At 66.9% G+C, this 22,386-nt stretch carries 18 protein-coding genes; 5 read left to right on the top strand and 13 right to left on the bottom strand.

From position 1 onward, the window contains the following. Positions 1-31 precede the first annotated feature (31 nt). Complete coding sequence (locus AB2M62_RS19265) at positions 32-1,810, top strand: ABC-F family ATP-binding cassette domain-containing protein (protein ID WP_404336434.1); 1,779 nt, start codon at positions 32-34, stop codon at positions 1,808-1,810. Here the strand turns inward: AB2M62_RS19265 and AB2M62_RS19260 are convergent. The 6 genes from AB2M62_RS19260 to AB2M62_RS19235 form a co-directional block, all read right to left on the bottom strand. Beyond that, the gene (locus tag AB2M62_RS19260; protein ID WP_404336432.1) at positions 1,807-2,772 is read right to left on the bottom strand and encodes a sensor histidine kinase; all 966 of its coding nucleotides are present in this window, start codon (positions 2,770-2,772) and stop codon (positions 1,807-1,809) included. The genes AB2M62_RS19265 and AB2M62_RS19260 overlap by 4 nt on opposite strands. A gap of 122 nt (positions 2,773-2,894) precedes the next feature. Further along, on the bottom strand, positions 2,895-3,704 hold the full coding sequence (locus tag AB2M62_RS19255) for an ATP-binding protein (RefSeq protein ID WP_404336430.1): 810 nt from the start codon (positions 3,702-3,704) through the stop codon (positions 2,895-2,897). A 16-nt stretch (positions 3,705-3,720) separates the two neighbouring features. Beyond that, positions 3,721-5,823 (bottom strand): tetratricopeptide repeat protein, encoded by a 2,103-nt coding sequence (locus tag AB2M62_RS19250; protein WP_404336428.1) that lies wholly within the window; start codon positions 5,821-5,823, stop codon positions 3,721-3,723. After that, a complete protein-coding gene (gene prsR, locus AB2M62_RS19245) occupies positions 5,807-7,156 on the bottom strand; it encodes a PEP-CTERM-box response regulator transcription factor (protein ID WP_404336426.1) in 1,350 nt (449 codons plus the stop codon). The genes AB2M62_RS19250 and prsR overlap by 17 nt, the downstream gene beginning before the upstream one ends. After that, positions 7,153-9,213: an XrtA/PEP-CTERM system histidine kinase PrsK gene (prsK, locus tag AB2M62_RS19240; protein WP_404336424.1), complete on the bottom strand. Its 2,061-nt coding sequence runs from the start codon at positions 9,211-9,213 to the stop codon at positions 7,153-7,155. Before prsK ends, prsR begins: the two co-directional genes overlap by 4 nt. Further along, positions 9,213-10,601 (bottom strand): TIGR03013 family XrtA/PEP-CTERM system glycosyltransferase, encoded by a 1,389-nt coding sequence (locus AB2M62_RS19235; RefSeq protein ID WP_404340039.1) that lies wholly within the window; start codon positions 10,599-10,601, stop codon positions 9,213-9,215. The genes prsK and AB2M62_RS19235 overlap by 1 nt, the downstream gene beginning before the upstream one ends. Positions 10,602-10,830: 229 nt before the next feature. Here AB2M62_RS19235 and AB2M62_RS19230 point away from each other — a divergent pair, with 229 nt between their 5' ends. Further along, entirely contained in the window at positions 10,831-11,820 is a 990-nt protein-coding gene (locus AB2M62_RS19230; protein WP_404340037.1) for a mannose-1-phosphate guanylyltransferase, read from the top strand. Between the two features lie 20 nt (positions 11,821-11,840). On the opposite strand, the gene AB2M62_RS19225 is transcribed toward AB2M62_RS19230, so the two are convergent. Beyond that, a complete protein-coding gene (locus AB2M62_RS19225) occupies positions 11,841-12,941 on the bottom strand; it encodes a hypothetical protein (RefSeq protein ID WP_404336422.1) in 1,101 nt (366 codons plus the stop codon). A 41-nt stretch (positions 12,942-12,982) separates the two neighbouring features. On the opposite strand from AB2M62_RS19225, the gene AB2M62_RS19220 reads away from it, so the two are divergent. Further along, positions 12,983-13,588, top strand: a complete 606-nt coding sequence (locus AB2M62_RS19220) for an aspartyl/asparaginyl beta-hydroxylase domain-containing protein (protein ID WP_404336420.1) — start codon at positions 12,983-12,985, stop codon at positions 13,586-13,588. On the opposite strand, the gene pepF is transcribed toward AB2M62_RS19220, so the two are convergent. From pepF to groES, 4 genes are all read right to left on the bottom strand, one after another. After that, entirely contained in the window at positions 13,585-15,459 is a 1,875-nt protein-coding gene (gene pepF / locus AB2M62_RS19215; protein WP_404336418.1) for an oligoendopeptidase F, read from the bottom strand. The two genes, AB2M62_RS19220 and pepF, sit on opposite strands and share 4 nt — an antisense overlap. 112 nt (positions 15,460-15,571) lie before the next feature. Next, a complete protein-coding gene (locus AB2M62_RS19210) occupies positions 15,572-15,769 on the bottom strand; it encodes a hypothetical protein (RefSeq protein WP_404336416.1) in 198 nt (65 codons plus the stop codon). 141 nt (positions 15,770-15,910) lie between these two features. After that, entirely contained in the window at positions 15,911-17,554 is a 1,644-nt protein-coding gene (gene groL, locus AB2M62_RS19205; RefSeq protein ID WP_404336414.1) for a chaperonin GroEL, read from the bottom strand. A 77-nt stretch (positions 17,555-17,631) separates the two neighbouring features. Beyond that, complete coding sequence (gene groES, locus AB2M62_RS19200) at positions 17,632-17,919, bottom strand: co-chaperone GroES (RefSeq protein ID WP_404336412.1); 288 nt, start codon at positions 17,917-17,919, stop codon at positions 17,632-17,634. Between the two features lie 207 nt (positions 17,920-18,126). On the opposite strand from groES, the gene sppA reads away from it, so the two are divergent. Beyond that, positions 18,127-20,019 (top strand): signal peptide peptidase SppA, encoded by a 1,893-nt coding sequence (gene sppA, locus AB2M62_RS19195; RefSeq protein WP_404336410.1) that lies wholly within the window; start codon positions 18,127-18,129, stop codon positions 20,017-20,019. Next, positions 20,016-20,582, top strand: a complete 567-nt coding sequence (locus tag AB2M62_RS19190) for a GNAT family N-acetyltransferase (protein WP_404336408.1) — start codon at positions 20,016-20,018, stop codon at positions 20,580-20,582. The genes sppA and AB2M62_RS19190 overlap by 4 nt, the downstream gene beginning before the upstream one ends. A 6-nt stretch (positions 20,583-20,588) precedes the next feature. Here the strand turns inward: AB2M62_RS19190 and AB2M62_RS19185 are convergent, their stop codons facing one another. Both AB2M62_RS19185 and AB2M62_RS19180 read right to left on the bottom strand, forming a co-directional pair. After that, the gene (locus AB2M62_RS19185) at positions 20,589-21,056 is read right to left on the bottom strand and encodes a hypothetical protein (RefSeq protein WP_404336406.1); all 468 of its coding nucleotides are present in this window, start codon (positions 21,054-21,056) and stop codon (positions 20,589-20,591) included. A gap of 16 nt (positions 21,057-21,072) precedes the next feature. After that, on the bottom strand, positions 21,073-22,359 hold the full coding sequence (locus AB2M62_RS19180; RefSeq protein ID WP_404336404.1) for a glycoside hydrolase family 130 protein: 1,287 nt from the start codon (positions 22,357-22,359) through the stop codon (positions 21,073-21,075). Positions 22,360-22,386 lie beyond the last annotated feature (27 nt).

The following is a 22,386-nucleotide window of genomic DNA, read 5'->3' as shown; positions in this document are numbered from 1 at the left end:
GAGCAACACCAGAGGTCCCTAGGTGCCCCAAATGGCTGCTCCCGTACTTGCATATGAAAATCTCGGTCTGAACCAGGGCCATGGCTGGCTGTTCCGCGGGCTCGACCTCTATGTCGGCGAGCGCGACCGCCTGGCACTGATCGGGCGCAACGGCGCGGGCAAGACCACGCTGCTCCGCCTGATCGCCGGGCAGATCGAGTCCGACGAGGGCCGCCGCATCCTTCAGCCGGGCACGCGCGTGATCCTGCTCGAGCAGGAGCCGCGGATGACCGGCTGCGCGACGCTGCGCGATTATGTGCTGTCGGGCGACGACGCGCCCCAGCCGCACGAGGCCGAGGCGATCGCCGACCAGCTGGGCATCGACCTGTCGCGCGACGCGAGCACTGCGAGCGGCGGCGAGCGCCGCCGCGCCGCGATCGCGCGCGCGCTGGCGCAGGATCCCGACGTGCTGCTGCTCGACGAGCCGACCAACCATCTCGATCTCGCCGCGATCGAATGGCTCGAGGACTGGCTGACCCGCTATCGCGGCGCGTTCATCGTGATCAGCCACGATCGCACCTTCCTGACGCGCCTCACCCGCCAGACCTTGTGGCTCGATCGCGGGACGATCCGCCGCGCCGAAGTGGGGTTCGGCGGGTTCGAGGCATGGACCGATCAGGTCTATGCCGAGGAGGAGCGCAACGCCCAGCGGCTCGATGCCAAGCTCAAGCTGGAAGAGCATTGGCTCCAGCGCGGCGTCACCGGTCGCCGGCGGCGCAACCAGGGCCGGCTGGAGAAATTGAAGGAGATGCGCGCCACCCGCGCTGCGATGACCGGGCCGCAGGGCACCGCCAAGCTGGTCACTGCCGCCGACGACAACCAGACCAAGGTGGTGATCGACGTCAAGCACGTCACCAAGCGCTTTGGGGATCGCACGATCATCAAGGACCTGACGCTGCGCATCACCAAGGGCGACCGGATCGGCATCGTCGGCGCGAACGGCGCGGGCAAATCGACCTTGCTCAAGCTGCTCACCGGCGAGATCCAGCCCGATGAAGGCTCGGTGCGGCTCGCCAAGACGCTAGACGGCATCGTCATCGACCAGCAGCGCAGCCTGATGGCGCCCGACAAGACCGTGCGCGACGTGCTCGCCGATGGCGGCGACTGGATCGACGTGCTGGGGTCACGCAAGCACATCCACGGCTATCTCAAGGAGTTCCTGTTCGATCCGAGCCTGGCCGAGGCGAAGGTCGGCACGCTATCGGGCGGCGAACGCTCGCGCCTGCTGCTCGCGCGCGAATTCGCCCGCCATTCGAACCTGCTGGTGCTCGACGAGCCGACCAACGACCTCGACCTCGAGACGCTCGATCTGCTCCAGGAAGTGATCGCCGATTATGAAGGCACCGTGCTGATCGTCAGCCACGACCGCGACTTTCTCGACCGCACCGTCACGGTGACGCTCGGGCTCGACGGCTCTGGCAGCGTCGATGTGGTGATCGGCGGCTATGCCGATTGGGAAGCCCAGCGCCGCCCGAAGCAGGAAGCGAAGAAAGCCGCGGCCAAGCCCGCCGCCGCACCCGAGGCACCCAAGCCGCGCACCAAGCTGACCTATAAGGACCAGCGCGACTATGATCTGCTGCCCAAGCGGATCGAGGAGATCGAGGCGCAGATCGCGCACGACGAAGCGGCGATGGCCGACCCCAGCCTCTACACCAAGGATCCCGCGAGGTTCGCCCAGCTCAACGACGGCATCGCCAGGTTGCGCGACGAAAAGGATGCCGCCGAGATGCGCTGGCTCGAACTCGCCGAGCAGGTCGAAGCGCTGGGCTAGGGTTCCAGCTGCACGGTAACCACGGTGCCGTCCGCGCCGCTCTCGGTGTGGATCGTGCCGCGGGCCTGGCGGGCAAAGCCCTCGACCAGCCGATGGCCGAGACCGCCGTCGCGACCCCTGGCCTTGGTTTCCGCAGGCATGCCGGCGCCATTGTCGCGCACGGTCAGCAGCCAGCCAGCGCCGGCGGCTTCGAAGCGGATCGAGATCATGCCGGTGTCGCGCCCCGGAAAGGCATGCTTGACGGCGTTGGTGACCAGTTCGTTGGCGATCAGCCCGATCGAGACGGCGCGGTCGCGTGGCAGCGCGGCATGGTCCGATCGGCAATCGAGCGTGATCGCGCCGCGCAGGAACAGCGCGTCGGACAGCGCCGAACAGAGTTCGTTGAGATAGGCGGCCATGTCGACGGTGCCGGGCGTCGCCCCGCCACGATAGAGGTAGCGGTGTGCGCGCGCGATGCTCTCGACGCGTGAGAGCGCGCTGCCCAGCGCCTCGGCGGTCTCGCCCTCGCCCGCGCGGCGGCGCTGCATCTCGAGCAGCGAGGCCACGAGCATGAAATTGTTCTTCACCCGGTGATCGAATTCTTCGAGGAACAGCTCGCGCTCGGCGATCTGGCGGTCGCGTTCCTGGGTCGCGCGGTGCACCGAGCGGCGGAACATCTCGGCAAGCGCCACGGTGATCGCCGCGGCGATGATCACCGATCCCATCGTCACCGCCTGCGCCGACGTCTCGAAGCGGAAGCTGTTCTTGACCGGATAGAGATAATACCAGCCGAACAGGATCGAGACAGTGCTCGCCGTCGCCCCGGCGAGCCAGCGGGCGAACAGCGTCGCGATCATCGCGGCGGGAAACACCAGCGGGAAAACCGCGGCGCCGGGCACCAGCGTGTCGAGGAGGAAGCGGATCAGCGCGGCACAAGCGGTGGCGAGCAGACCGACGGCGATCGACGTCACCCAGCGCGGCAACCACGGCGCCAACCGGTCCGGCAGATCAAGTTCGCCTAGACGCCCCATCGAGGATGATTGAGGCGGAGACATGCCCGGCAAGTCAAGCCTGCAATGCCGAAAAGTTGATGTCGATCAACATTTTACAGCGACTTACCCGATCTACCGGCAAGATCGACGACATATTGCCAGGCGACCCGGCCGGAGCGGCTGCCGCGGCGCGTTGCCCAGTTGATCGCCTCTGCCGGATCGAAATCAAGGCCATGGGCATCGGCATAGCCGCGGACGATATCGACATAGGTATCCTGGTCGATCGCGTGGAAGCCGAGGCTCAATCCGAAGCGATCGGCGAGCGCGAGATTGTCATCGATCGAATCGCGCGGATTGATCGCGCTCGATTGTTCGGCGATGTCGCGCGGCACGAGGTGGCGGCGGTTCGAAGTGACCAGCAGCCGAGTGTTCGCCGGGCGCGCCTCCGCGCCACCTTCGAGCAGCGACCGCAGCGCGCGCGCATCGCCCACAGCATCGAAGCCGAGGTCGTCGAGGAAGATCACGAAAGCGCGCGGCACCGGCGCGAGCGTGGCGAATAATTGGGGCAGCGTTTCGAGATGCGTGGTCGCCGCCTCGACCAGCGCGACATCGCCGCCCTCGGCCTGGACTGCGGCGACAGCGCCCTTGACCAGCGCGGATTTGCCGGTGCCACGCGCGCCCCACAGCAGCACGTCCTGCGCGGCGTTGCCCGCCGCAAGCCGTTCGAGATTGGCGACGAGCGCGTCGCGCTGCGCCTCCAGGCCGCGGAGCCGCGCCAGCGGCAGCGGATCGAAGGCGCGCGCCGCGGCGAGGCTGTTGCCCCGCCAGACATAAGCGGGATGCGCGCGCGGATCGGCGGGCGGCGCGGGCGGCGGCGCGAGGCGTTCGAGCGCGTCGGCGATGCGGGACAGGGCGTCGGTCACGCCCCGCCCTATAGGTTCATCCCAGCCGCGCGACCAGCGCCTGCGCGGCGGCGCGATCGGCAAAGCGGGGGTCTGCTAGCGCGACTTGGGCGTTGAACTTCGCCTCGCGCTTGTGGCCGAGATCGGCATAGACTTGCGCCAGATGCCAGCGCAGCCCGGCATGGCGCGGCGCGAGGATCACGGCCTTGCCGATCAGCTCGGCAGCGCCGTGCAGGTCGCCGCCGCGATAGAGCGCCCAGCCATAGGCATCGGCGACCACCGGATTGGCCGGAGCCAGCGCATAGGCGGCCTCGCCGAGTTCCTCGGCGGCGTCGGCATCGCCCGCGCCGGTATAGGCGGCGGCAAGCTCGGCATTGAGCACCGCGTCGCCATCGCCGATCCAGCCGCGCAACCTCTCGAGCGTATCGACTGCGGCGGCATAATCGCCCGCGGCTAGCTGCCATTCGGCCGAAAGCCGCAGGGCGGCGAGATCGGCCGGGTTCTGCGAGAGGTAGAGCGCCAGCGCATTGGCCGCCTCGGGTCGGCGATTGGCCTTGTCGAGCGCCTCGACCAGCCGCAGCGCAGTGCTCTGGTCGAAACGCAGATCGGCGGCGCCGCGATAGGCGGTAGCGGCGTCGGCGAAGCGATTGTCGAGCATCAGCAGATCGCCGATCAAAAGCTGCGCCGCAGGTGCGCCGGGATAGGCCGAGGCGGTGCGCTGCGCGCGGGTGAGCGCGCCCGCACGGTCGCCCTGGCTCGCCAAGCCGCGGATCAGCGGCACGATCGTCGCGGGATCGTCGGGGCGCTGATCGGCGTCGGCGGCGAGCACGGCGGTGCTGTCATCGGCGCTGAATGCCTGGGTGGCACCCGGCAGCGGCGCCGCGGCGCGATCGAGATAGCGCGCCGCTGCGGCGCGGTCGCCGATTCGCTCATAGCCGCGCGCGGCGAGCGTGAGCGCATAGCTGTCGGCATCGGCGCGCTCGACCACCGGGCGCAGCATGTCGATCGCGTTGCGCGCCGAATTGGTGCGGAGCAGCGCATAGGCGAGGAGTTTGCGCGCGGTGACGTTGTACGGCTGGTTGCCCACCAAAGCCTTCAGCTTGTCGATCGCCTGCTCAAAGTCGCCCTTCTCAATGTCGAGCGTGCCGGTGAGCAGCATCGTGCCGGGCAGCGCGTCCAGGCTGCCGCCGGTCTTGTCGAGCAGGGAGCGCGAAAGATCGTAATTGCCGCCGCGCGCGGCGATCACGGCCTGGAGATAATAGGCCTGCGGGCTCGCCGGGCGCACTTCGAGCGCGCGCCGCGTCGCCGCGACGGCGTCGACAGTGCGGCCCGCATCGCCCAGCGTCGCGGCATATTCGATCAGCGCATCGGCATTATAGCCGTCGTGTTTGAGCGCGGCCTCGAACCAGGGGAGCGCCGCGGTCAGGCCATATTGGCTGCGCACCAGCTCGCCGCGCAGGATCAGCGCATCGACATTGCCGGGGGCGAACCTGACTGCACGCGCGCTCGCGTCGATCGCGCCGAGCAGGTCACCGGCATTGAGTTTGAACCGGCCCATATCCGCCCACGCCGCGCCGTCGCCGGGAGCGGCGCGCACCGCCTGGTCGAGCGCCTGGAACGCGGCGGCGCCATTGCCGAGCGCGGCAAGCGCGCGGCCGCGGATGCGCAGGGCATAGACGCGGAATTGCGGCGCGGCCTTGTCGGCGGCGGCGATGGCCTTTTCCTCTTCGCCGGCGAGCAGCAGCGCGTGCGCGCGCAGATGCTGGACGCGCCGGGCATCGACATGCGCATCGATCGCGCGCTGGATCTCGGCATCGGCGCTGACGCCGTCGCCCTGAGCGAGCATCGCGCGGGCAAGCGCCAGATGCGCTTCGCCATTGTCGGGATCGGCGCGGACCGCCGCCAGCGCCTGGGTGCGCGCCGCAGTGGCGTTGCCCGCTGCGAGCAAGGTGGCACTCTGTGCCGCCGCGTCGCGCGCGGCGTCGGCATCGCGACGCGCCGGCGCCAGCGCGAACCAGGCGACGAACGCCGCGGCGAACGCCGCGGCGAACGCCATCAACCCAAGGCTGATCGCGGCGATGCGGCGAAGCGGCAGGCTGGGGCGGGTGCTGCGCGTGCGACGCTTACGGCTGGAGGTCATAGGCCTTCATCAGGTCATAGAGCGTGGGGCGGCTGATGCCGAGCAGTCTTGCGGTGCCCGAGATATTGCCCTCGGCGCGCGCCAGCGCGTGGCGGATCGCCTTGCGGTCGGCGCGCTCGCGCGCGGCCTTGAGGTTGATCGGACCGTCATCGGCGCGCAATTCGAGATCGAGATCGGCGGCGGTGACCAGCTTGCCGTCGGCCATGATCGCCGCGCGCTTCACGCGGTTCTCGAGCTCGCGGACATTGCCCGGCCAGCCCCAGCCATCGATCGCGGCAAGCGCATCGGGGGCGAAGCCGCGCGCGCCGGTGTTCATCGCCGCGGCATATTTCTGGAGGAAGTGCCGCGCGAGCAGCCCCGCATCGCCCGGCCGCTCGGCGAGCGACGGGATCCGCACGACGATCTCGGCAAGCCGGTAATAGAGGTCCTCGCGGAAACGCCCCTCGGCGACCATCGTCTCGAGATTCTGGTGCGTGGCGCAGACCACGCGGGTGTCCACCGCGATCGGCTTGCGCCCGCCAACCCGCTCGATCACGCGCTCCTGGAGGAAACGCAGCAGCTTGACCTGGAGCGGCAGCGGCACGTCGCCGATCTCATCGAGGAACAGCGTGCCGCCCTGGGCGAGCTCGATCTTGCCCTCGGTGGTCTTCACCGCGCCGGTGAACGCGCCCTTCTCATGCCCGAACAGCTCGGATTCGAGCAAAGTCTCGGGGATCGCGGCGCAGTTGATCGCAATGAAGCCGCCCTTGCGCCGGCTCGCATCGTGCAACCCGCGCGCGAGCAATTCCTTGCCGGTACCACTGGCGCCGAGCAGCATCACGGTCACATCGGCGGCAGCGACGCGCTCGATCATCCGGGTGACCTTGAGCATCTCTGGCGCGCCGGTGATCAGCCCGCCCAGCGCGGCCGCATCTCCGCCGCGATTCGCCAGGCGGCGGTTCTCCGCCTCGATCGCGTGGACGTGAAAGGCGCGCGAGACGATCAGCCCGAGCGCGTCGATATCAATCGGCTTCTGGTAGAAATCCCAGGCGCCCGCGGCGATCGCACGCAGCATCAATTCATGCGCACCATGCCCCGAAGCAACGATCACCTTGGTCGCCGGGGCGAGCTGGAGGATCGTGTCGAGCGTCGCAAAGCCTTCGGTGGTGCCGTCGGGATCGGGCGGCAGCCCGAGATCCAGCGTGACCACCTGTGGCTCCTCGGCGCGCAGCACTGCGATCGCCTCGTCGCGATTGGCGGCGGTGAAGATCTCATAGCCTTCATACGCCCAGCGCAGCTGGCGCTGGAGCCCGGCATCGTCCTCGACGATCAGCAGCTTCTTGGTGAGGGTCATGCCGCCTTCCCTACGGGCAGATCGGCGGCATGTGCCACCTTGAGGATGACGCGGAAGCGCGTGCCATGGCCTTCGCGCGAGACGACTTCGAGCCGGCCGTGCATCGCCGCGGCGAGCTGGCGCGCCTCGAACGCGCCGATCCCGAACCCGCCGGGCTTCGACGAGACGAACGGCTTGAACAGCTTTTCGCGGACGAACGCGGGCGACATGCCGCTGCCCTGGTCGACCACCTCTATGGTCACGTCGGCGCCGTCGCTGTGCACCGCGAGCATCACCGGCTCGTGCGCCGGGCTCGCCTCGATCGCGTTCTGGACGAGATGGCCGAGCAATTGCTCGAGCCCCGCCGGATCGGCCTGGGCGATCGCCGCGCGGGCGCCCGCCGTGGCCACCGGATGCTGGCTGCGCTTGGCCTTGGCGACGCGCTCGACCAGCGGCACGATCTCCACGGCATGCGGCGCTTCGGCGCGGCCGCGATGATGCTGCGACAGCCGCGCGAGCAGCGCGTTCATCCGCTCGGCCGACTCCTGCAGCGTCGCGATCATGTCCTCGCGGAATTCGGGCTTGTCGGCATGGCGCTCGGCATTGCGCGCGGTGAGCGTCAGCTGGCTAACCAGGTTCTTGATGTCGTGGAGGATGAACGCAAAGCGCCGGTTGAACTCGTCGAAGCGCTGCGCATCGGCCAGCGCTTCGTGCGCCCGCGCCTCGGCCAGATAGCTCGCCACCTGGCGCCCGGCGACCTTGAGCAGGTCGTAATCCTCCCAGTCGAGCGGGCGATCGAGCGGCGGCCGCGCGAGCAGGATCGCGCCGGCGAGCCCGCCCATATGCGGCAGCGGCACGATCACCCAGGCCTCGGCCACGTCGAGCATCCATTGCGGGACAGCGGCCGCATCCGCGCTATCGCCGCCGTCACCGCGCACCGCATCGAGCTCGAGGATGCGGCCGGTCGCGCCGAGATGGTCGCCAAGCGCAGCGTCGCTGGCGGCCGGAAGCGTCGCGCGGTCCCAGTTCCAGCTGGCGCCCGGGCTCAGGCCCGCGCCATCGGGGACGAGCAGCACGCCTGCGGGCGAATCGATCAGGTCGGCGATCGCCTTGACCGTACGCTCGTCGAGCGGCGCGGCGCCCTCGGGCGCGCCGAGCGTCTCGGTGAAGCGCATCCATTCGGCGCGATAGTCGTAGCGGTGGCGGAAGAAGTGCTTGGCCAGCTTCACCTTCGCCCAGGCGTGGAGCCAGCTGTTCGACACCAGCGTGAGGATCGCCGCGGTCGAACCGAGCACGAACGCGGTCTGGAGCAGCCGGGCGTCCTCGCCGCCCACCGTGGCGATTGCGCTGGTGGCGAGCGCGAGCAAGCCGAAATAGGCGCCGATCGCGACCAGCGAGAGCGACTGATAGGCGACGGTGCGCGAAACCTGGACGCTCCACGCGCCTTTGCTCTGCAGCCCGGCGCCGAGCGCCAGTCCGATCGCCGCCATCGCCCCGCCGCGCAGCACGAGGAGTTCGGGCAGCGCGCGGCCACCCAGATAGGCGATGGTGAACAGCAGCAGGTCGCTGGCCCACAAGATCGTCAAGGCGAAGGCGATCCAGCGCAGCCCGCTTCCTGCCTTGGGCGCGAGCGCCGAATAGAGCGCCTGGACGAGCACCAGTGACGCCACCGCGGCCAGCATGCGCAGCAGCAGCGCCGCGCTTGCGATCGGCTCGGCAAGCTCCGGAGCCAAGGTGCTGGCGAAGCCCGCCAGCACGAGGGCGACGATCGAGACGAGCCCGACCAGGCCATAGACGACGCCGAGCGCGATCGGCGGGCGATCGCCTTCGGTGCGGCGGTGGAGCACGACCATCACGCCGAGCCAGGCGAGGTTGCGCAGCGTCTCGGCGAGCTGGGTGACCATGTCGCGCGCGCCGATCCCGGCGACGGCAAGCGCCCAGAGCGCGGTCAGCGCCAGCGCGAGCGCCAGCGCGCCGCGCGGCACATGCGCATCGCGCAGCCGCCACGCCCAGATCGTCAGCGCGCCGAACAGCAACGCGGCCAGCGCGTGCGTCCACAACACCAGCGTGATCGTCATCATCGCGCGCCTTCGGGGAACAGCACCACACGCAGCGTCTGAAGGAGGATCAGAACGTCGAGGAAGGGCGAATAATTCTTGGCGTAGAACAGGTCATATTCGAGCTTCTGGCGCGAATCCTCGATCGAGGCGCCATAGGGATAATTGATCTGCGCCCAGCCGGTGATGCCCGGCTTCACCATGTGGCGCTCGGCATAGTAAGGCAGCTTCTGCTCGAGATCCTCGACGAACTGAGGCCGCTCAGGGCGCGGCCCGACAAAGCTCATCTCGCCCTTGAGCACGCTCCAGCATTGCGGCAGCTCGTCGATCCGGCATTTGCGGATGATCCGGCCGACGCGCGTGATCCGCGGGTCGTTCTTCTCGGCCCACACCGCCTGGCCGGGCAGCTCGGCATCCTGGCGCATCGATCGCAGCTTGATGACGTCGAACCCCTGGCCATAGAGCCCCACGCGGCGCTGGCGGTAAAAGGCCGGGCCCCGGCTCTCCAGCTTCACCAGGATCGCGGTTGCCAGGATCAACGGCAACGTGAGCAGCAGTAGCGCCAGGCTCGCGGTGATGTCGAACACGCGCTTGAACATGCTCGAGACGATCCGGCCCGACGAGAATCCGTCGGAGAAGATCAGCCAGCTGGGATTGACGCTGTCGAGGTCGACCCGGCCGGTCTCGCGCTCGAGGAAGGTCGAGATTTCGTTGACATGGACCCCAGTGGTCTTGATCCGCAGCAGGTCCTTGAGCGGCAGGGCGTTGCGTCGCTCCTCCAGCGCGAGCACGACTTCGCTGGCGTTTAGCAGCACGACATGGTCGGCAAGGTTGTAGATTGCGTCGCGCGCGATCGCCTCGGGGATCACGCGGTTGGTCTCGCTCATCGCGACGTAGCCGACCACTGCAAAGCCCGCGCCAGGCATCTTGGCGAGCGCCTTCAGCCTTGCCGCCCGCGCGCCGGCGCCGAGCACGACGATCCGCCGCTTGAACGCCTGGCTGCCCAGCGCCTTGCCGAGCAGGATGCGCAGCAGCACGAGCAGGATCACCGACGCGGGCATTGCGTAGACCAGGTTCGAGCGCCAAAAGCTGATCTGGGGCACCGCAAAATAGAGCACGCTGAGCACGATCACGCCCAGCGAGATCGCCACGATCAGCCTGGCGGTGGCATAGCGGAGCGATTGTAGCGCGTCGGCGCCATAGACGCCGACTGCGATCATTGCGACTTCGATGGTGAAGGCGAAGCACAGAAGCTGCGGCAGCCGCGTCGCCATCGACAGCGGCACCATGCCCAATTGATGGGCGCGCAAGAGCCAACCGAGCTCCCCTGCCCCGATCAGCAGGAGGATATCGAGCATGCCGAGCAGCAGCACGGCGTTCGGCACGTAATGCTTGAACAAGCGGATCATGACGCTCGGGGTGTAGCGGGCAAGTGTAAACAAATCCGACATAGGTCGGACGCCGCGTCCACCGGAAAATTTTGCGCAAGCCTGCGGAAACCGATTCGCGCGCGTTCCGTTTTGCAAGCGGGGCCTCTACCACCATATCCAGCCTTTTCAGGAAACGTTCGTCATGCCCGAATCCAAGCCGATCATTCCTGTCATCCTGTCAGGCGGATCGGGCACGCGCTTGTGGCCGATGTCGCGACCGGAAAAGCCCAAGCAGCTGCTATCGCTGACCGGCACCGAGACGATGCTCCAGCTCACGGCACGGCGTACCGCCGGCGAGCGTTTCGCCGCACCGATCGTCGTCGCCAATGCGTTTCACGCCGATCTGGTCGAGGAACAGCTGCTGGAAGTGGCGGCGAGCGCGCAGGCGCTGGTGCTCGAGCCGTCGGGACGCAACACCGCGCCGGCGATCGCGCTTGCCGCGCTCGCGGCGGGCGGCGGCAGCGACCCGCTGCTAGTGATGCCCTCGGACCATGTCATCGTCGACGTCGATGCCTTCCACGCCGCGATCGCAGCCGCGTTGCCCATGGTGCAGGACGGCTGGCTGGTAACCTTCGGCATCGCGCCCGATTCGCCCGAGACCGGCTATGGCTGGATCAAGGTGGGCGAGCCGATCGCGGCGGGCGTCCACCGCGTCGAGAAGTTTGTCGAGAAGCCGCCCCGCGACAAGGCCGAGGCGATGCTCGCCGCGGGCGATCATGCCTGGAACGGCGGGATTTTCCTGTTTCGTGCCGACATGTATCTCGGCGCGCTCAGCGTGTTCGCCCCCGAGATGCTGGTCGCCACGCAAAAGGCGATGGACCTGGCCACGCGCGACGGGCTGCGCATCTTCCCCGATGCCGAGGCCTTCGCGGCATCGCCGTCGGATTCGATCGATTATGCGGTGATGGAGAAGGCGCCTCGCGTCGCAGTGGTTCCGGTGGCGATGGGGTGGAGCGATGTCGGCAGCTGGGATGCGCTCCACGCGTTGAGCGATCCCGATGCGGGCGGCAATGTCGTCCGCGGCGACGTCGTCGCAATCGATGCGAGCAATTGCCTCGTCCAGTGCGAACCGGGCCTGCGGGTCGCGCTGGTCGGGGTGAGCGACCTCATCATCGTCGCATCGGGCAAGGACGTGCTGGTGCTGCCGCGCGGGCGCAGCCAGGACGTGAAGAAGCTCATCGAGGCGATGAAGGAGTAGGGCGCGCCAATCCGACGGGGCTATCGCCCCAAGCGGACGAGGCGCGCGTGGCATTCCGCCAGATGCAGCCGCGCCGCAGCTTCGGCCTCGGGCGGCGCTGCACGGCGCTTAGCATCCGAATCGCTGGCGAAAATCCCGCCGCGCTTGGCGTCGCGACGTCCGGCGTCGACCATCGCGGCCAACGCCTTTCGCCCCGGTTCGATGCCGAAATGCGGCAGGATGCGCGCGACCAGCGCCTCGGGCATCTCGCGATACGCGATCGGCATGCCCCCGCCGAGATGCCAATGCTCGAGCACCGCGCCGCAGATTTGACCGAGCACACGGGCGATATAGTCTGCGCCGGGCAGGTTGGGCTCGCCAAGGCCCACAAAGTCTGCCGGCACCAGCCCAGGCACGGCATGAAGCCCCGGCTGGCGGAGATGCGAGACGATCACTTCGATCGGTTCGCGATACAGGAATATCCACGGCGTCGCGGGAAAGGCGCGGCGCAGCAGCGGCAGCGCGCGGCTGTGCCAGCTGTCGAGTTTGAGGATTAGGCGCGCACCGGGCGCCTCCCGCATATAGGCTGATGCCAATGCTCGCAGCGCGGCGACTTTGGCATCGTCGTCGAGATCGCGGTCCAAAAGGATGGCATCGACCGGCGGCGGCTCGGAGAGAACCAGGTTCCTTGGATCTGCCGCGAGCATCTGTGCCGCGAGCGTCGATCCGCAGCGCGACATGTGGAAAATCAGTCCGCTCGGCTCTACTCCTACGGAAGCGCCCACGATCAGGGCATCTAGCGAAATACGATAGCGGAAGAGGCGGTTGAACGGGCGCGCCGCCAGGCGCTGTGCGGTCTCCTCGAAGAACGGATCGGTGAGGGGTTCGCCCGCGAAATTGAGCCATTCCACCAGGTTTCCCGCCGAAACGGGCAGCCAGCCGGTCGGCGGCCAGGCCTCGGTCTCGATCGGCGGCGCACGGCGCTCCAGATCCTCGTCATCGAGCGCAATGCCGTGCGTCGCCGCCCATGCCAGCGCCGCCTCGGCAAAGGCGGCCGGATCATAGTGCGCCGCCAGCATCTTCGCGGCCTCGGGATCGGCCAGCACTGCGGCGCGGAAGCGGTCGAGCGCGTTTGCATTCATCGCCGCATCCTCTAGCCTTGTTGTGCGAGGGGCAGGCTAATATGGCGACGGCGCAGCGACAATCGGGATTGCCGGATCGGATCCGCCTCCCCTTCGCGTTCGATCCCGCGCCGCTCGCCGGCGATCTAGCGGCGCTCGGCCTCGCCGAATGGATCCGCCATTTCGTGCCGCAAAACTATAGCGGCGAGTGGAGCGCGCTGCCGCTGCGCGCCGAGGCGAGCGCCACGCACCCGATCCTGATGATCGCCTCCAACCCCGATGCCACCGACTTCGTCGACACGCCCTTGCTGGCGATGCTGCCCAACATCGCCGCGGCGCTGGCCGCGTTCGGCTGCCCGCTGAGTTGCGTGCGGCTGATGCGGCTCACCCCGGGCTCCGAAATCCACGAGCATCTCGATCTTGATCTCGATGCCGATGCCGGCTGGGCGCGCATCCATGTGCCGATCACCACCAACGAAGGCGTGTCGTTCCACTTGAGCGGCACGCCTGTGACGATGGCGCCGGGCGAAGTCTGGTATCTGCGCCTCTCCGATCCGCACCGCGCCGCCAATCATGGATCCACCGACCGCGTGCACCTGGTGATCGATGCACGCGTCGATGGCTGGCTGGCCGCGCAGCTTCAGGCCGGCGCGGCCGCCCCGGTTTAGGCGAGCAGCGCCTCGGCCTGATCGAGCGTGTCCTTGAACGCCGAAACCAGCGCCTGGTACGGCGCCGGGGAGGCCATATCGAGCCCGGCGCGCTTGAGGATGTCGACCGGATAGTCCGATCCGCCGGCCTTGAGCACCGACAGATAATTGTCGCGCTCCTTCGCCCCGCCCTTGAGTACCGACTGAGCAAAATAGGTCGCCGCCGCGATGCACGTCGCATACTGATAGACGTAGAAGCTGTTGTAGAAGTGCGGGATGAACGCCCATTCGTTGGCGTAGGAAGGCTCGAACTTCATCGCCGGGCCGTGATAGCGCTTGAGCAGGTCGCCGTAGAGGCCGGTGAACTTCTCGCCTGAAAGCCCCTCGCCCGCTTCGGCGAGATCGTGCGCCTTCAGCTCGAATTCGGCGAACATCGTCTGGCGATAGAAGGTGCCGCGGAAATTCTCCATCTGCTGGCCGAGATAGAAGAGCTTCTCTTCCTTGGTTTTGGCGTTCTTCAGCATATGCGCAACGAGCAGTTGTTCGTTCGCAGTCGAGGCGATCTCGGCGAGGAAGATCGGGTAATCGGCCTTGTCATAGGGCTGCGCGGCATTGGCGAGCAGCGAATGGAGCGCATGGCCCCATTCATGCGCATAGGTGCTCATCCCGTCATATTTCTCGCTGAGGTTGAGCAGCAGATAGGGATGCACGTCGAACGCGCCGGGGTTCATGTACGCGCCCGGGCGCTTGCCCTCGCGCGGCCAGGGATCCATCCATTTCGCCGCAGTCGCCTTGGCGATGCGCGCCTGATAGTCGGGCCCGAGCGGCTTGACGGCCTCCAGCGTGGTGGTGCGCATCTGATCGAGGCTGAAGCTGCGATCGAGCGACACCAACGGCGGGTAGATGTCGTAATAGGCGATGTCCGGCAGCTTGAGCATCCGCCGCCGCAGATCGAAATAGCGATGCAGCTGCGGCAGACCCTTGTTCGCCTCGGCAACCAGCGTGCGATAGACCGCCTCGGGGACGTTGGCGCCCGAAAGCGCTGCGGCGAGCGAGGTGGGATATTTGCGAGCCTTGGCACGGAAGATGTCGCTCTTGACCTGCGCATTATAAGTCGCGCCGAAGCTGTTCTGGAATTTGCCGTGCGCGCCCCAGAACGCGTCGAACACCGCCTTGCGGTCGGCGCGGTTGGGCGCGTCGCGGTTGAGTGTATAGCCCTGGCTGTCGAGGCGCACGTCCTTGCCAGTCGAAAGCTTGATCGTCGGCCAGGGAATGTCCGACGAGCGCAACTGGCCCGAAATGTCGCCTGGCGCGGAAAGCGGCGCCGAGGCGCTCGCCAGCAACGCTTCGCCCTCGGGCGTCAGCGTATGTGCTGCCTGGCGGACGACATTGGCGAGATAGAAGTCGAAGCGCGTCTTGAGCGTCTGGTCGCCGGCGACGAAGCCGTCGATCTTGGCCTTGCCGAGCGTCAGCAGCTCGGGCGAGACCCAGGCCGTCGCCTCGCCATAGGCGGTGTAGAGATCGACTGCCTGCGCTTGCTTTTCCTGATAGCGCGCGACGCGGACGTCTTCGTCGCCCTTGAGGCTGACATAGGTATAGACCCGCGCGATCGTACGGCCGAGATCGGACTGGAGGGCCAGCGCCTGGGCGAGCACCGCTCCGCTCTCGCCGAGCCGCCCCTTGAACTTGGCGATCCCGGGCAGTGCCGCGAGCGCGGCTTTGCGCGCGTCGTCCCAGGCGGCGTCGCTCGGATACAGCTCGGTCAGGTCCCAGGCAGCACCGGCGCCGCTGGCGGCACCAGCGGCGCCATCCTGCGCCCAGACGGGCATCGCGGAGGCAAGGCTGGCGAGCGCAGCAGCGGCGAGCGCCTCGCGGCGAGACATCACAGTCATTGGAAACTTCCCGAAAGCGGCGCTGCCAGGGACCGGCACGTGCGTTGAAGCGGCAATTTGTCGCGCCGCGCCGGGCTTGGGAAGTGTTTTGTTGGGCTAAGGCGCCGAAGCGTCAGCGGCTCGTCGCCTTATGGAATTCGGCCCGCGAGATCGTGATCCAGTCGCGCTTGGCGCGGCGCTGCATCGGCACTCCGCAGAAGCGGCACTTGCTGACGAACCGCTCGTCCTCGCCGGCGCGGTAGATATGCTTTTCGGAACGCTCATGCTTACCGCCGAGGCAGCGCACGCGCCCCGAAACCCAATTGATCACGCCAGCAAGACCCCTCTTGTCAGTCTGGCCAACTTCCTGATCGGCAGCGCGAGGTCAACCCCGCGGACGATCCCCTCGCCGCAAAAAGAAAGGGCCGGGAGCATGCTCCCGGCCCTCGCTTGGACGCCTGGTAGCTTGGACTTAGAAGTCCATGCCGCCCATGCCGCCCATGCCGCCGCCGCCCATGGGCATGGCGGGCTTGTCTTCGGGCAGCTCGGACACGGCGGCTTCCGTCGTGATGAGCAGACCGGCAACCGAGGCTGCGTTCTGGAGCGCGGTGCGCACGACCTTGGTCGGGTCGATCACGCCGGCCGCAACCAGGTTCTCGTAGACGTCGGTCGAAGCGTTGAAGCCGAACGAGGTGTCGGTCTGGTCGAGCAGCTTGCCCGACACGACGGCACCGTCATGGCCGGCGTTCTGCGCGATCTGGCGCACCAGCGCGGTGAGCGACTTGCGGACGATGTCCACGCCGCGGGTCTGGTCCTCGTTCGCACCCTCGACGCCGTTGAGCGCCTTGGTGGCGTAGAGCAGCGCGGTGCCGCCGCCGGGGACGATGCCTTCTTCCACGGCTGCGCGAGTTGCGTGCAGCGCGTCGTCGACGCGGTCCTTGCGCTCCTTGACTTCGACTTCCGAAGCACCGCCGACCTTGATCACGGCAACGCCGCCGGCGAGCTTGGCGAGACGCTCCTGGAGCTTCTCACGGTCGTAATCGCTGGTGGTGATTTCGATCTGCTGGCGGATCGCGTCGGTGCGGCCCTTGATCGCATCGGCTTCACCCGCACCGTCGACGATGGTGGTGTTGTCCTTGTCGATGGTGACGCGCTTGGCGGTGCCGAGCATGCCCAGGGTGACGCTCTCGAGCTTGATGCCGAGGTCTTCCGAAACGACTTCGCCCTTGGTGAGGACGGCGATGTCTTCCAGCATCGCCTTGCGACGATCGCCGAAGCCCGGTGCCTTGACCGCTGCGACCTTGAGGCCGCCGCGCAGCTTGTTGACGACGAGCGTGGCAAGCGCCTCACCCTCGATGTCTTCCGCGATGATCAGCAGCGGACGGCCCGACTGGACGACGGCTTCCAGGATCGGGAGCATCGCCTGCAGGTTCGACAGCTTCTTCTCGTGGATCAGGATGTACGGATCGTTGAGTTCGACCGTCATCTTCTCCGGATTGGTGATGAAATAGGGCGAGAGATAGCCGCGGTCGAACTGCATGCCTTCGACGACGTCGAGCTCGAACTCGAGACCCTTCGCCTCTTCGACGGTGATCACGCCTTCCTTGCCGACCTTCTCCATCGCTTCGGCGATCTTCTCGCCGACGACGGTGTCGCCGTTAGCCGAGATGATGCCGACCTGGGCGATTTCGTTGGTGCCCGAAACCGGCTTCGAGCGCGACTTGATGTCCTCGACGACCTTGGTGACGGCGAGATCGATGCCGCGCTTGAGGTCCATCGGGTTCATGCCGGCGGCAACCGACTTCATGCCCTCGCGAACGATCGCCTGGGCAAGCACGGTGGCGGTGGTGGTGCCATCGCCGGCGACGTCGTTGGTCTTCGAAGCGACTTCGCGGACCATCTGCGCGCCCATGTTCTCGAACTTGTCCTTGAGTTCGATTTCCTTGGCGACGGTAACGCCGTCCTTGGTGATGCGCGGAGCACCGAACGACTTTTCGATCACGACGTTGCGGCCCTTCGGCCCCAGCGTGACCTTCACTGCATCGGCGAGAATGTCGACGCCGCGCAGGATGCGCTCACGCGCGTCGCGGCTGAATTTTACGTCCTTGGCTGCCATGTTGGCTGACCTTTCAGATTGGGAAGTTCACACAAAGATTACACCAGGAACACTGTCCCGGCGTGCAATTCGCTGGATCAGCCGACGATCCCGAGGATGTCGCTTTCCTTCATGATGAGGAGATCCTCACCATTGACCTTGACCTCGGTGCCCGACCACTTGCCGAACAGGATGCGATCGCCGGCCTTGACGTCGAGCGGGGTGACTTCACCCTTCTCGTTCTTGGCGCCGGCGCCTGCGGCGACGACTTCGCCTTCCTGCGGCTTTTCCTGGGCGGTATCGGGAATGATGATCCCGCCGGCGGTCTTGGCTTCGGCTTCGACGCGACGGACGAGCACGCGATCGTGCAACGGACGGAAGTTCATTGCGCTGCGGTCCTTATCTCTAGTTGAACATGGCTTAGCACTCAGTCCCCCCGAGTGCTAACAGTGCGGGATATGCGTAGGCCGACCTGCTTCGTCAACCAGCACGCGACGAATTGTTTTGTCGCTGTATTGGGCTTCTAAGACGCCCGGTTTACTCGCTCTCGGGCTTCCGGTAGCACCGCGGAGCAAATCATATTGGAGCGGCATGTGAAGCTGGTTCGCGGCGCCTGGAAGATTCTGGTCGGCATCAAGGATTTCCTGGTGCTCGCCTTCATGCTGCTGTTCTTCACGCTGTTGTTCACGGCGCTGTCGTACAAGCCCAACAAAGCCGCGATCCGAGACGGCGCGCTGGTCGTTGCGCTGGACGGCGCGCTGGTCGAGCAGCCCGAAGAGCCCGATCCTTTCGCCCGGCTGGGCGGCGCGGGCAGCGTCACCCGCCAATATCGCGTGCGCGATATCGTGCGCGCGCTCGATGCAGCGCGCAGCGACAGCCGCGTCAAGGCCGTGGTACTCGATCTCGATCGCTTCATGGGCGGCTATCCGGTCGCTGTAGGCGAAGTCGCCGACGCCGTCGCCCGCGTGCGGGCGAGCAACAAGCCCGTTCTCGCTTATGCCACCGGCTATAGCGACAGCGGCTATGCGATCGCCGCCAATGCCAGCGAAGTCTGGGTCAATCCGCTCGGCGGCACGCTATTCATGGGGCCCGGCGGGCGCCAACTCTATTACAAGGGGCTCGTCGACAAGCTCGGCGTCAATGCGCACGTCTACAAGGTCGGCAAATTCAAGTCGGCAGTCGAACCCTATATCCGCAGCGACATGTCGCCCGAAGCGCGCGAGGCTAGCCAGGCACTCTACGGATCGATCTTCGACCAGTGGCGCCAGCGCATCGCCAAGGCGCGCCCCAAGGCCAAGATCGACGACTATCTCACTCGCCCCGACGCGGTGGTGACCGCCGCGCACGGCGACATCGCCGCCGCCAACCTCTCTTATGGTCTGGTCGATAAGGTCGGCGACCGCCTCGCTTTCGGCAAGCGCGTCGCCGAGATCGCCGGCGCTCCGCCGGCCAAGCCGGCGGGCAATTTCCGCGCGATCAAGCTGGCCGACTGGATCGCTGCCAACCCGCCGAGCGAAACGGGCGATGCGATCGGGGTGCTCACCGTCGCCGGCGAGATCGTCGACGGCAAGGCGGGCCCCGGCCATGCCGCGGGCGACACGATCAGCGCCGCCGTGCTCAAGGGGCTGGCCGAGAAGAAATTGAAGGCGCTCGTCGTTCGCGTCGATTCGCCCGGCGGGTCGGCAATGGCATCGGAACAGATTCGCCAGGCAATCCTTCAGGCCAAGGCACAGGGGCTGCCGGTCGTGGTCTCGATGGGCAGCCTCGCTGCAAGCGGCGGTTATTGGGTTTCAACCGCGGGCGACGTGATCTTCGCCGAGCCCAATACGATCACCGGATCGATCGGCATTTTCGGCGTGCTCCCGACCTTCGAGAACAGCCTCGCCAAGATCGGCGTGACCACCGACGGCATCCAGACCACGCCGCTCTCGGGCCAGCCGGATGTGATGGGCGGCACAAATGCGACGGTCGACACCATCCTCCAGTCGGCGATCGAGGCGGGCTATGCGCGCTTCATCGGCCTCGTCGCACAGGCGCGGCACCTGACGCCGCAGCGCGTCGACGAGATCGGCCAGGGTCGCGTCTGGATCGGCGGCGTCGCGCACCAATTGAAGCTCGTCGATCGCTTCGGCGGGCTGAACGACGCCATTGCCGAGGCAGCGAAGCGCGCCAAGCTCGATCCTGCCAAGGTCCATGCCGTCTATCTCGAAAAGCAGCCGGAGGGTTGGCGCCAGTGGCTCGCTGCGCTGGACGGCGACGATGCGGACGATGACTGGACCGATCAGCCTGCCGGCGCCGATCTGTTCGCCCGCGTATCGGCGGAACGCCGCGCGTTGGTGGCGCAGGCACTGGGCGACGCGCGCCGCTTGGCGCTTGGTGGCTCGGTTCAGGCGCGCTGTCTCGAATGCGCTGGACTTGGCCCGGTGCTCGCGCAATCGGGGGACATGAGCCTGTTCGACCATATCCTCGCGAAGTACACCCGGTGATCGGCATCCGCGCCGCAACGCCCGCCGACGCGGCGGCGATCGCCGCGATGTACGCGCCGAACGTCCTAACCGGCACGGCCTCGTTCGAGATCGAGCCCCCTGACGCACGCACCATGCGGGTGCGGATGGCGGCGAGCGACGGGCTCTATCCCTGGTTGGTCGCGACGACGGGCAATGACGATTCCGACAGCGGCGTGATCGGCTATGCCTATGCCAGCAAGTTCCGCGATCGCCCGGCCTATCGCTATGTCTGCGAGACTTCGATCTACCTCACAGAGACGTCGAGCGGCTCTGGCGTCGGGCGCCTGCTCTATGAGGCGCTGATCGACACTTTGCGCGCGCAGGGTTTCATCCATGCGATCGGCACGATCACCATGCCAAATGATCGCTCGATCAAGCTTCACGAGGCCGTCGGATTCCGCCGCCAGGGCGTCTACCGCGAAGTCGGCTTCAAGCACGGACGCTGGATCGATGTCGGCTTCTGGCAATGCGAACTCAACGAGCCGACGGTGCCGCCGCAGGATCCGCGCCCGTTCAGCGAGATCGGCGTGGTGCGCGACTGACCGCGCTCAGGTGCGCGGCGCGCGCGCCCGCACAGGGAACAGGGCCAGCAGCGCGCGCAGCGCCTGCGCCGCCGTGGCGATACCGGAATCGATCGGCACTTCGAAGCCATGCGCTCCGAAGTCGTCCTTGAGCTCGGCCCAGCGCGGCTGCGCCTCCAGCGAGAATGCGACACGCAGGCTGTGGTCCGATACTCGCCTGAAATCGAGATTGGGTTCGGTGAACTGGCAAGCGGCCGATTGCTCGGCACCCGCGGCAAGCCGATCGAGCCAATCGGCAAGACGCGCCAGCTCGAAGGTCGTCAGGCTGGGATCGCAGAAATTCCAGCGCTGGCCGTCGAGCACCGCTTCGCCGGTGACGATCAGCCAGTTCGAATCCCATTCGTCCTCGACATTGTGCGGGAACTGATAGCCTTTGATGCCGAGGCGCAGCGCGCCGGCGGGCCCTTCGAAGACTGCCTGGATCCGCTGGCTCATCGCGGCGCCGCGCTGCTCAGTCCATCTGCTCGATCAGCGAGTTGATCGGCACGAAGGCGAACGCCACCGAGCTGTCGGCGACGCCGTAGGGAATGAACAGCTTGTCGCCGTGCTTTATCGCGCCGCAGGTGTAGACGACGTTGGGCACATAGCCCTCGCGGTCCTGGTCGGCCGCGGCAAGCAGCGGCGTCTTCGAGCGCGCCAGCACCTTCGACGGATCGTTCTTGTCGAGCAACGCCGCGCCGATCGAGTATTTGCGCATCGCGCCGACGCCGTGAGTGAGCACCAGCCAGCCCTGATCGACTTCGATCGGCGGACCGCAATTGCCCATCTGGACCAGCTCCCACGGAAATTGCGGCTTGATCAGCAGCTCGCCGCCTTCCCAGTGGGTGATGTCGTCCGAGGCATGGAGAAAGATGTTCTCGCCGTCCTGGCGCCCGAGCATCATGTAGCGCCCGTCGATCTTCCGCGGGAACAGCGCCATGCCCTTGTTGCGCGAGGCGCCACCGGTCATCGGCACGAGGTCGATCGAGCGCCAGTCGCGCGTGCGCATCAGCTCGGACTGGATTACAGAGCCGTTATAGGCGGTATAGGTGCCGATCCATTCCTCTTCACCGTCGTCATGGGTGAAGTGGCAGATGCGCAAATCCTCCAGCCCGTTCGACTGCGCCTTGGTGATCGGAAAGATGACCGTGCCCGAAAGCGTCGAATCGCGGTGGCGATAGACCGTCACCGGTCCCTCGGGGATCGTCTCCTCGTCTTCCTCGCGCGCATCGGCGGCGGTGGCGAAGGGCGGCTCGGGAGCTAGGCTCAGCTCGTTGCGATCGGTGATGATGCCCTCGCGGAAGGCGACCGAGGAGATGTGCCCCTCGCCCACCGCGCGCAGGCTCATCAGGATGCGCATGCTGCCCGCCGGCATGCCGGTCTGGTCGTAATGCGGCACCGCGCTCGGGTTCATCAGCGCGGCGGCGGCATAGCTGTATTCGTGGCAGAAATAGGCGCCGATCAGTTGGCGCTTCTCATCGCCGATCTCTGCGCCGTCGAGACCGAGCATCCCCTCGATCTCGTCATAGCGTGTCATGAACACGCGGCGGGTCTGCCAGTGGCGCGCCTCGAAATCCTTGAGGACGATCTCAAGCTCGGCGCGCGCCTCGCCCGGCGACATCGCCAGCACCTCGCTGACCAGACGCTCGCTGCGGCTCGGTCCCGAGCCGTTCGAGGCCCAGGCAATGTGGAAAGGACGGACCACTACGCGTGAGGGATCGGCACGCAGCCGCAACGAGTGGTTGAACAAATCCAGCATTCCGCCCCCAAACGACTATAGGGTGAC

The organism is Sphingomonas sp. MMS12-HWE2-04 (assembly GCF_044881185.1).
Taxonomy (GTDB): Bacteria; Pseudomonadota; Alphaproteobacteria; order Sphingomonadales; family Sphingomonadaceae; genus Sphingomonas.
This window is presented reverse-complemented; position numbering and strand designations above follow the sequence as displayed.

Excerpts from the sequence above, each read along its gene's own strand:
- AB2M62_RS19265 (WP_404336434.1), top strand. The coding sequence starts at position 32 with ATGGCTGCTCCCGTACTTGCATATGAAAATCTCGGTCTGAACCAGGGC.
- AB2M62_RS19250 (WP_404336428.1), bottom strand. The coding sequence starts at position 5,823 with ATGACCTCCAGCCGTAAGCGTCGCACGCGCAGCACCCGCCCCAGCCTG.
- prsR (WP_404336426.1), bottom strand. The coding sequence starts at position 7,156 with ATGACCCTCACCAAGAAGCTGCTGATCGTCGAGGACGATGCCGGGCTC.
- prsK (WP_404336424.1), bottom strand. The coding sequence starts at position 9,213 with ATGACGATCACGCTGGTGTTGTGGACGCACGCGCTGGCCGCGTTGCTG.
- AB2M62_RS19235 (WP_404340039.1), bottom strand. The coding sequence starts at position 10,601 with ATGATCCGCTTGTTCAAGCATTACGTGCCGAACGCCGTGCTGCTGCTC.
- AB2M62_RS19230 (WP_404340037.1), top strand. The coding sequence starts at position 10,831 with ATGTCGCGACCGGAAAAGCCCAAGCAGCTGCTATCGCTGACCGGCACC.
- AB2M62_RS19225 (WP_404336422.1), bottom strand. The coding sequence starts at position 12,941 with ATGAATGCAAACGCGCTCGACCGCTTCCGCGCCGCAGTGCTGGCCGAT.
- AB2M62_RS19220 (WP_404336420.1), top strand. The coding sequence starts at position 12,983 with ATGGCGACGGCGCAGCGACAATCGGGATTGCCGGATCGGATCCGCCTC.
- pepF (WP_404336418.1), bottom strand. The coding sequence starts at position 15,459 with ATGACTGTGATGTCTCGCCGCGAGGCGCTCGCCGCTGCTGCGCTCGCC.
- groL (WP_404336414.1), bottom strand. The coding sequence starts at position 17,554 with ATGGCAGCCAAGGACGTAAAATTCAGCCGCGACGCGCGTGAGCGCATC.
- groES (WP_404336412.1), bottom strand. The coding sequence starts at position 17,919 with ATGAACTTCCGTCCGTTGCACGATCGCGTGCTCGTCCGTCGCGTCGAA.
- AB2M62_RS19185 (WP_404336406.1), bottom strand. The coding sequence starts at position 21,056 with ATGAGCCAGCGGATCCAGGCAGTCTTCGAAGGGCCCGCCGGCGCGCTG.
- AB2M62_RS19180 (WP_404336404.1), bottom strand. The coding sequence starts at position 22,359 with ATGCTGGATTTGTTCAACCACTCGTTGCGGCTGCGTGCCGATCCCTCA.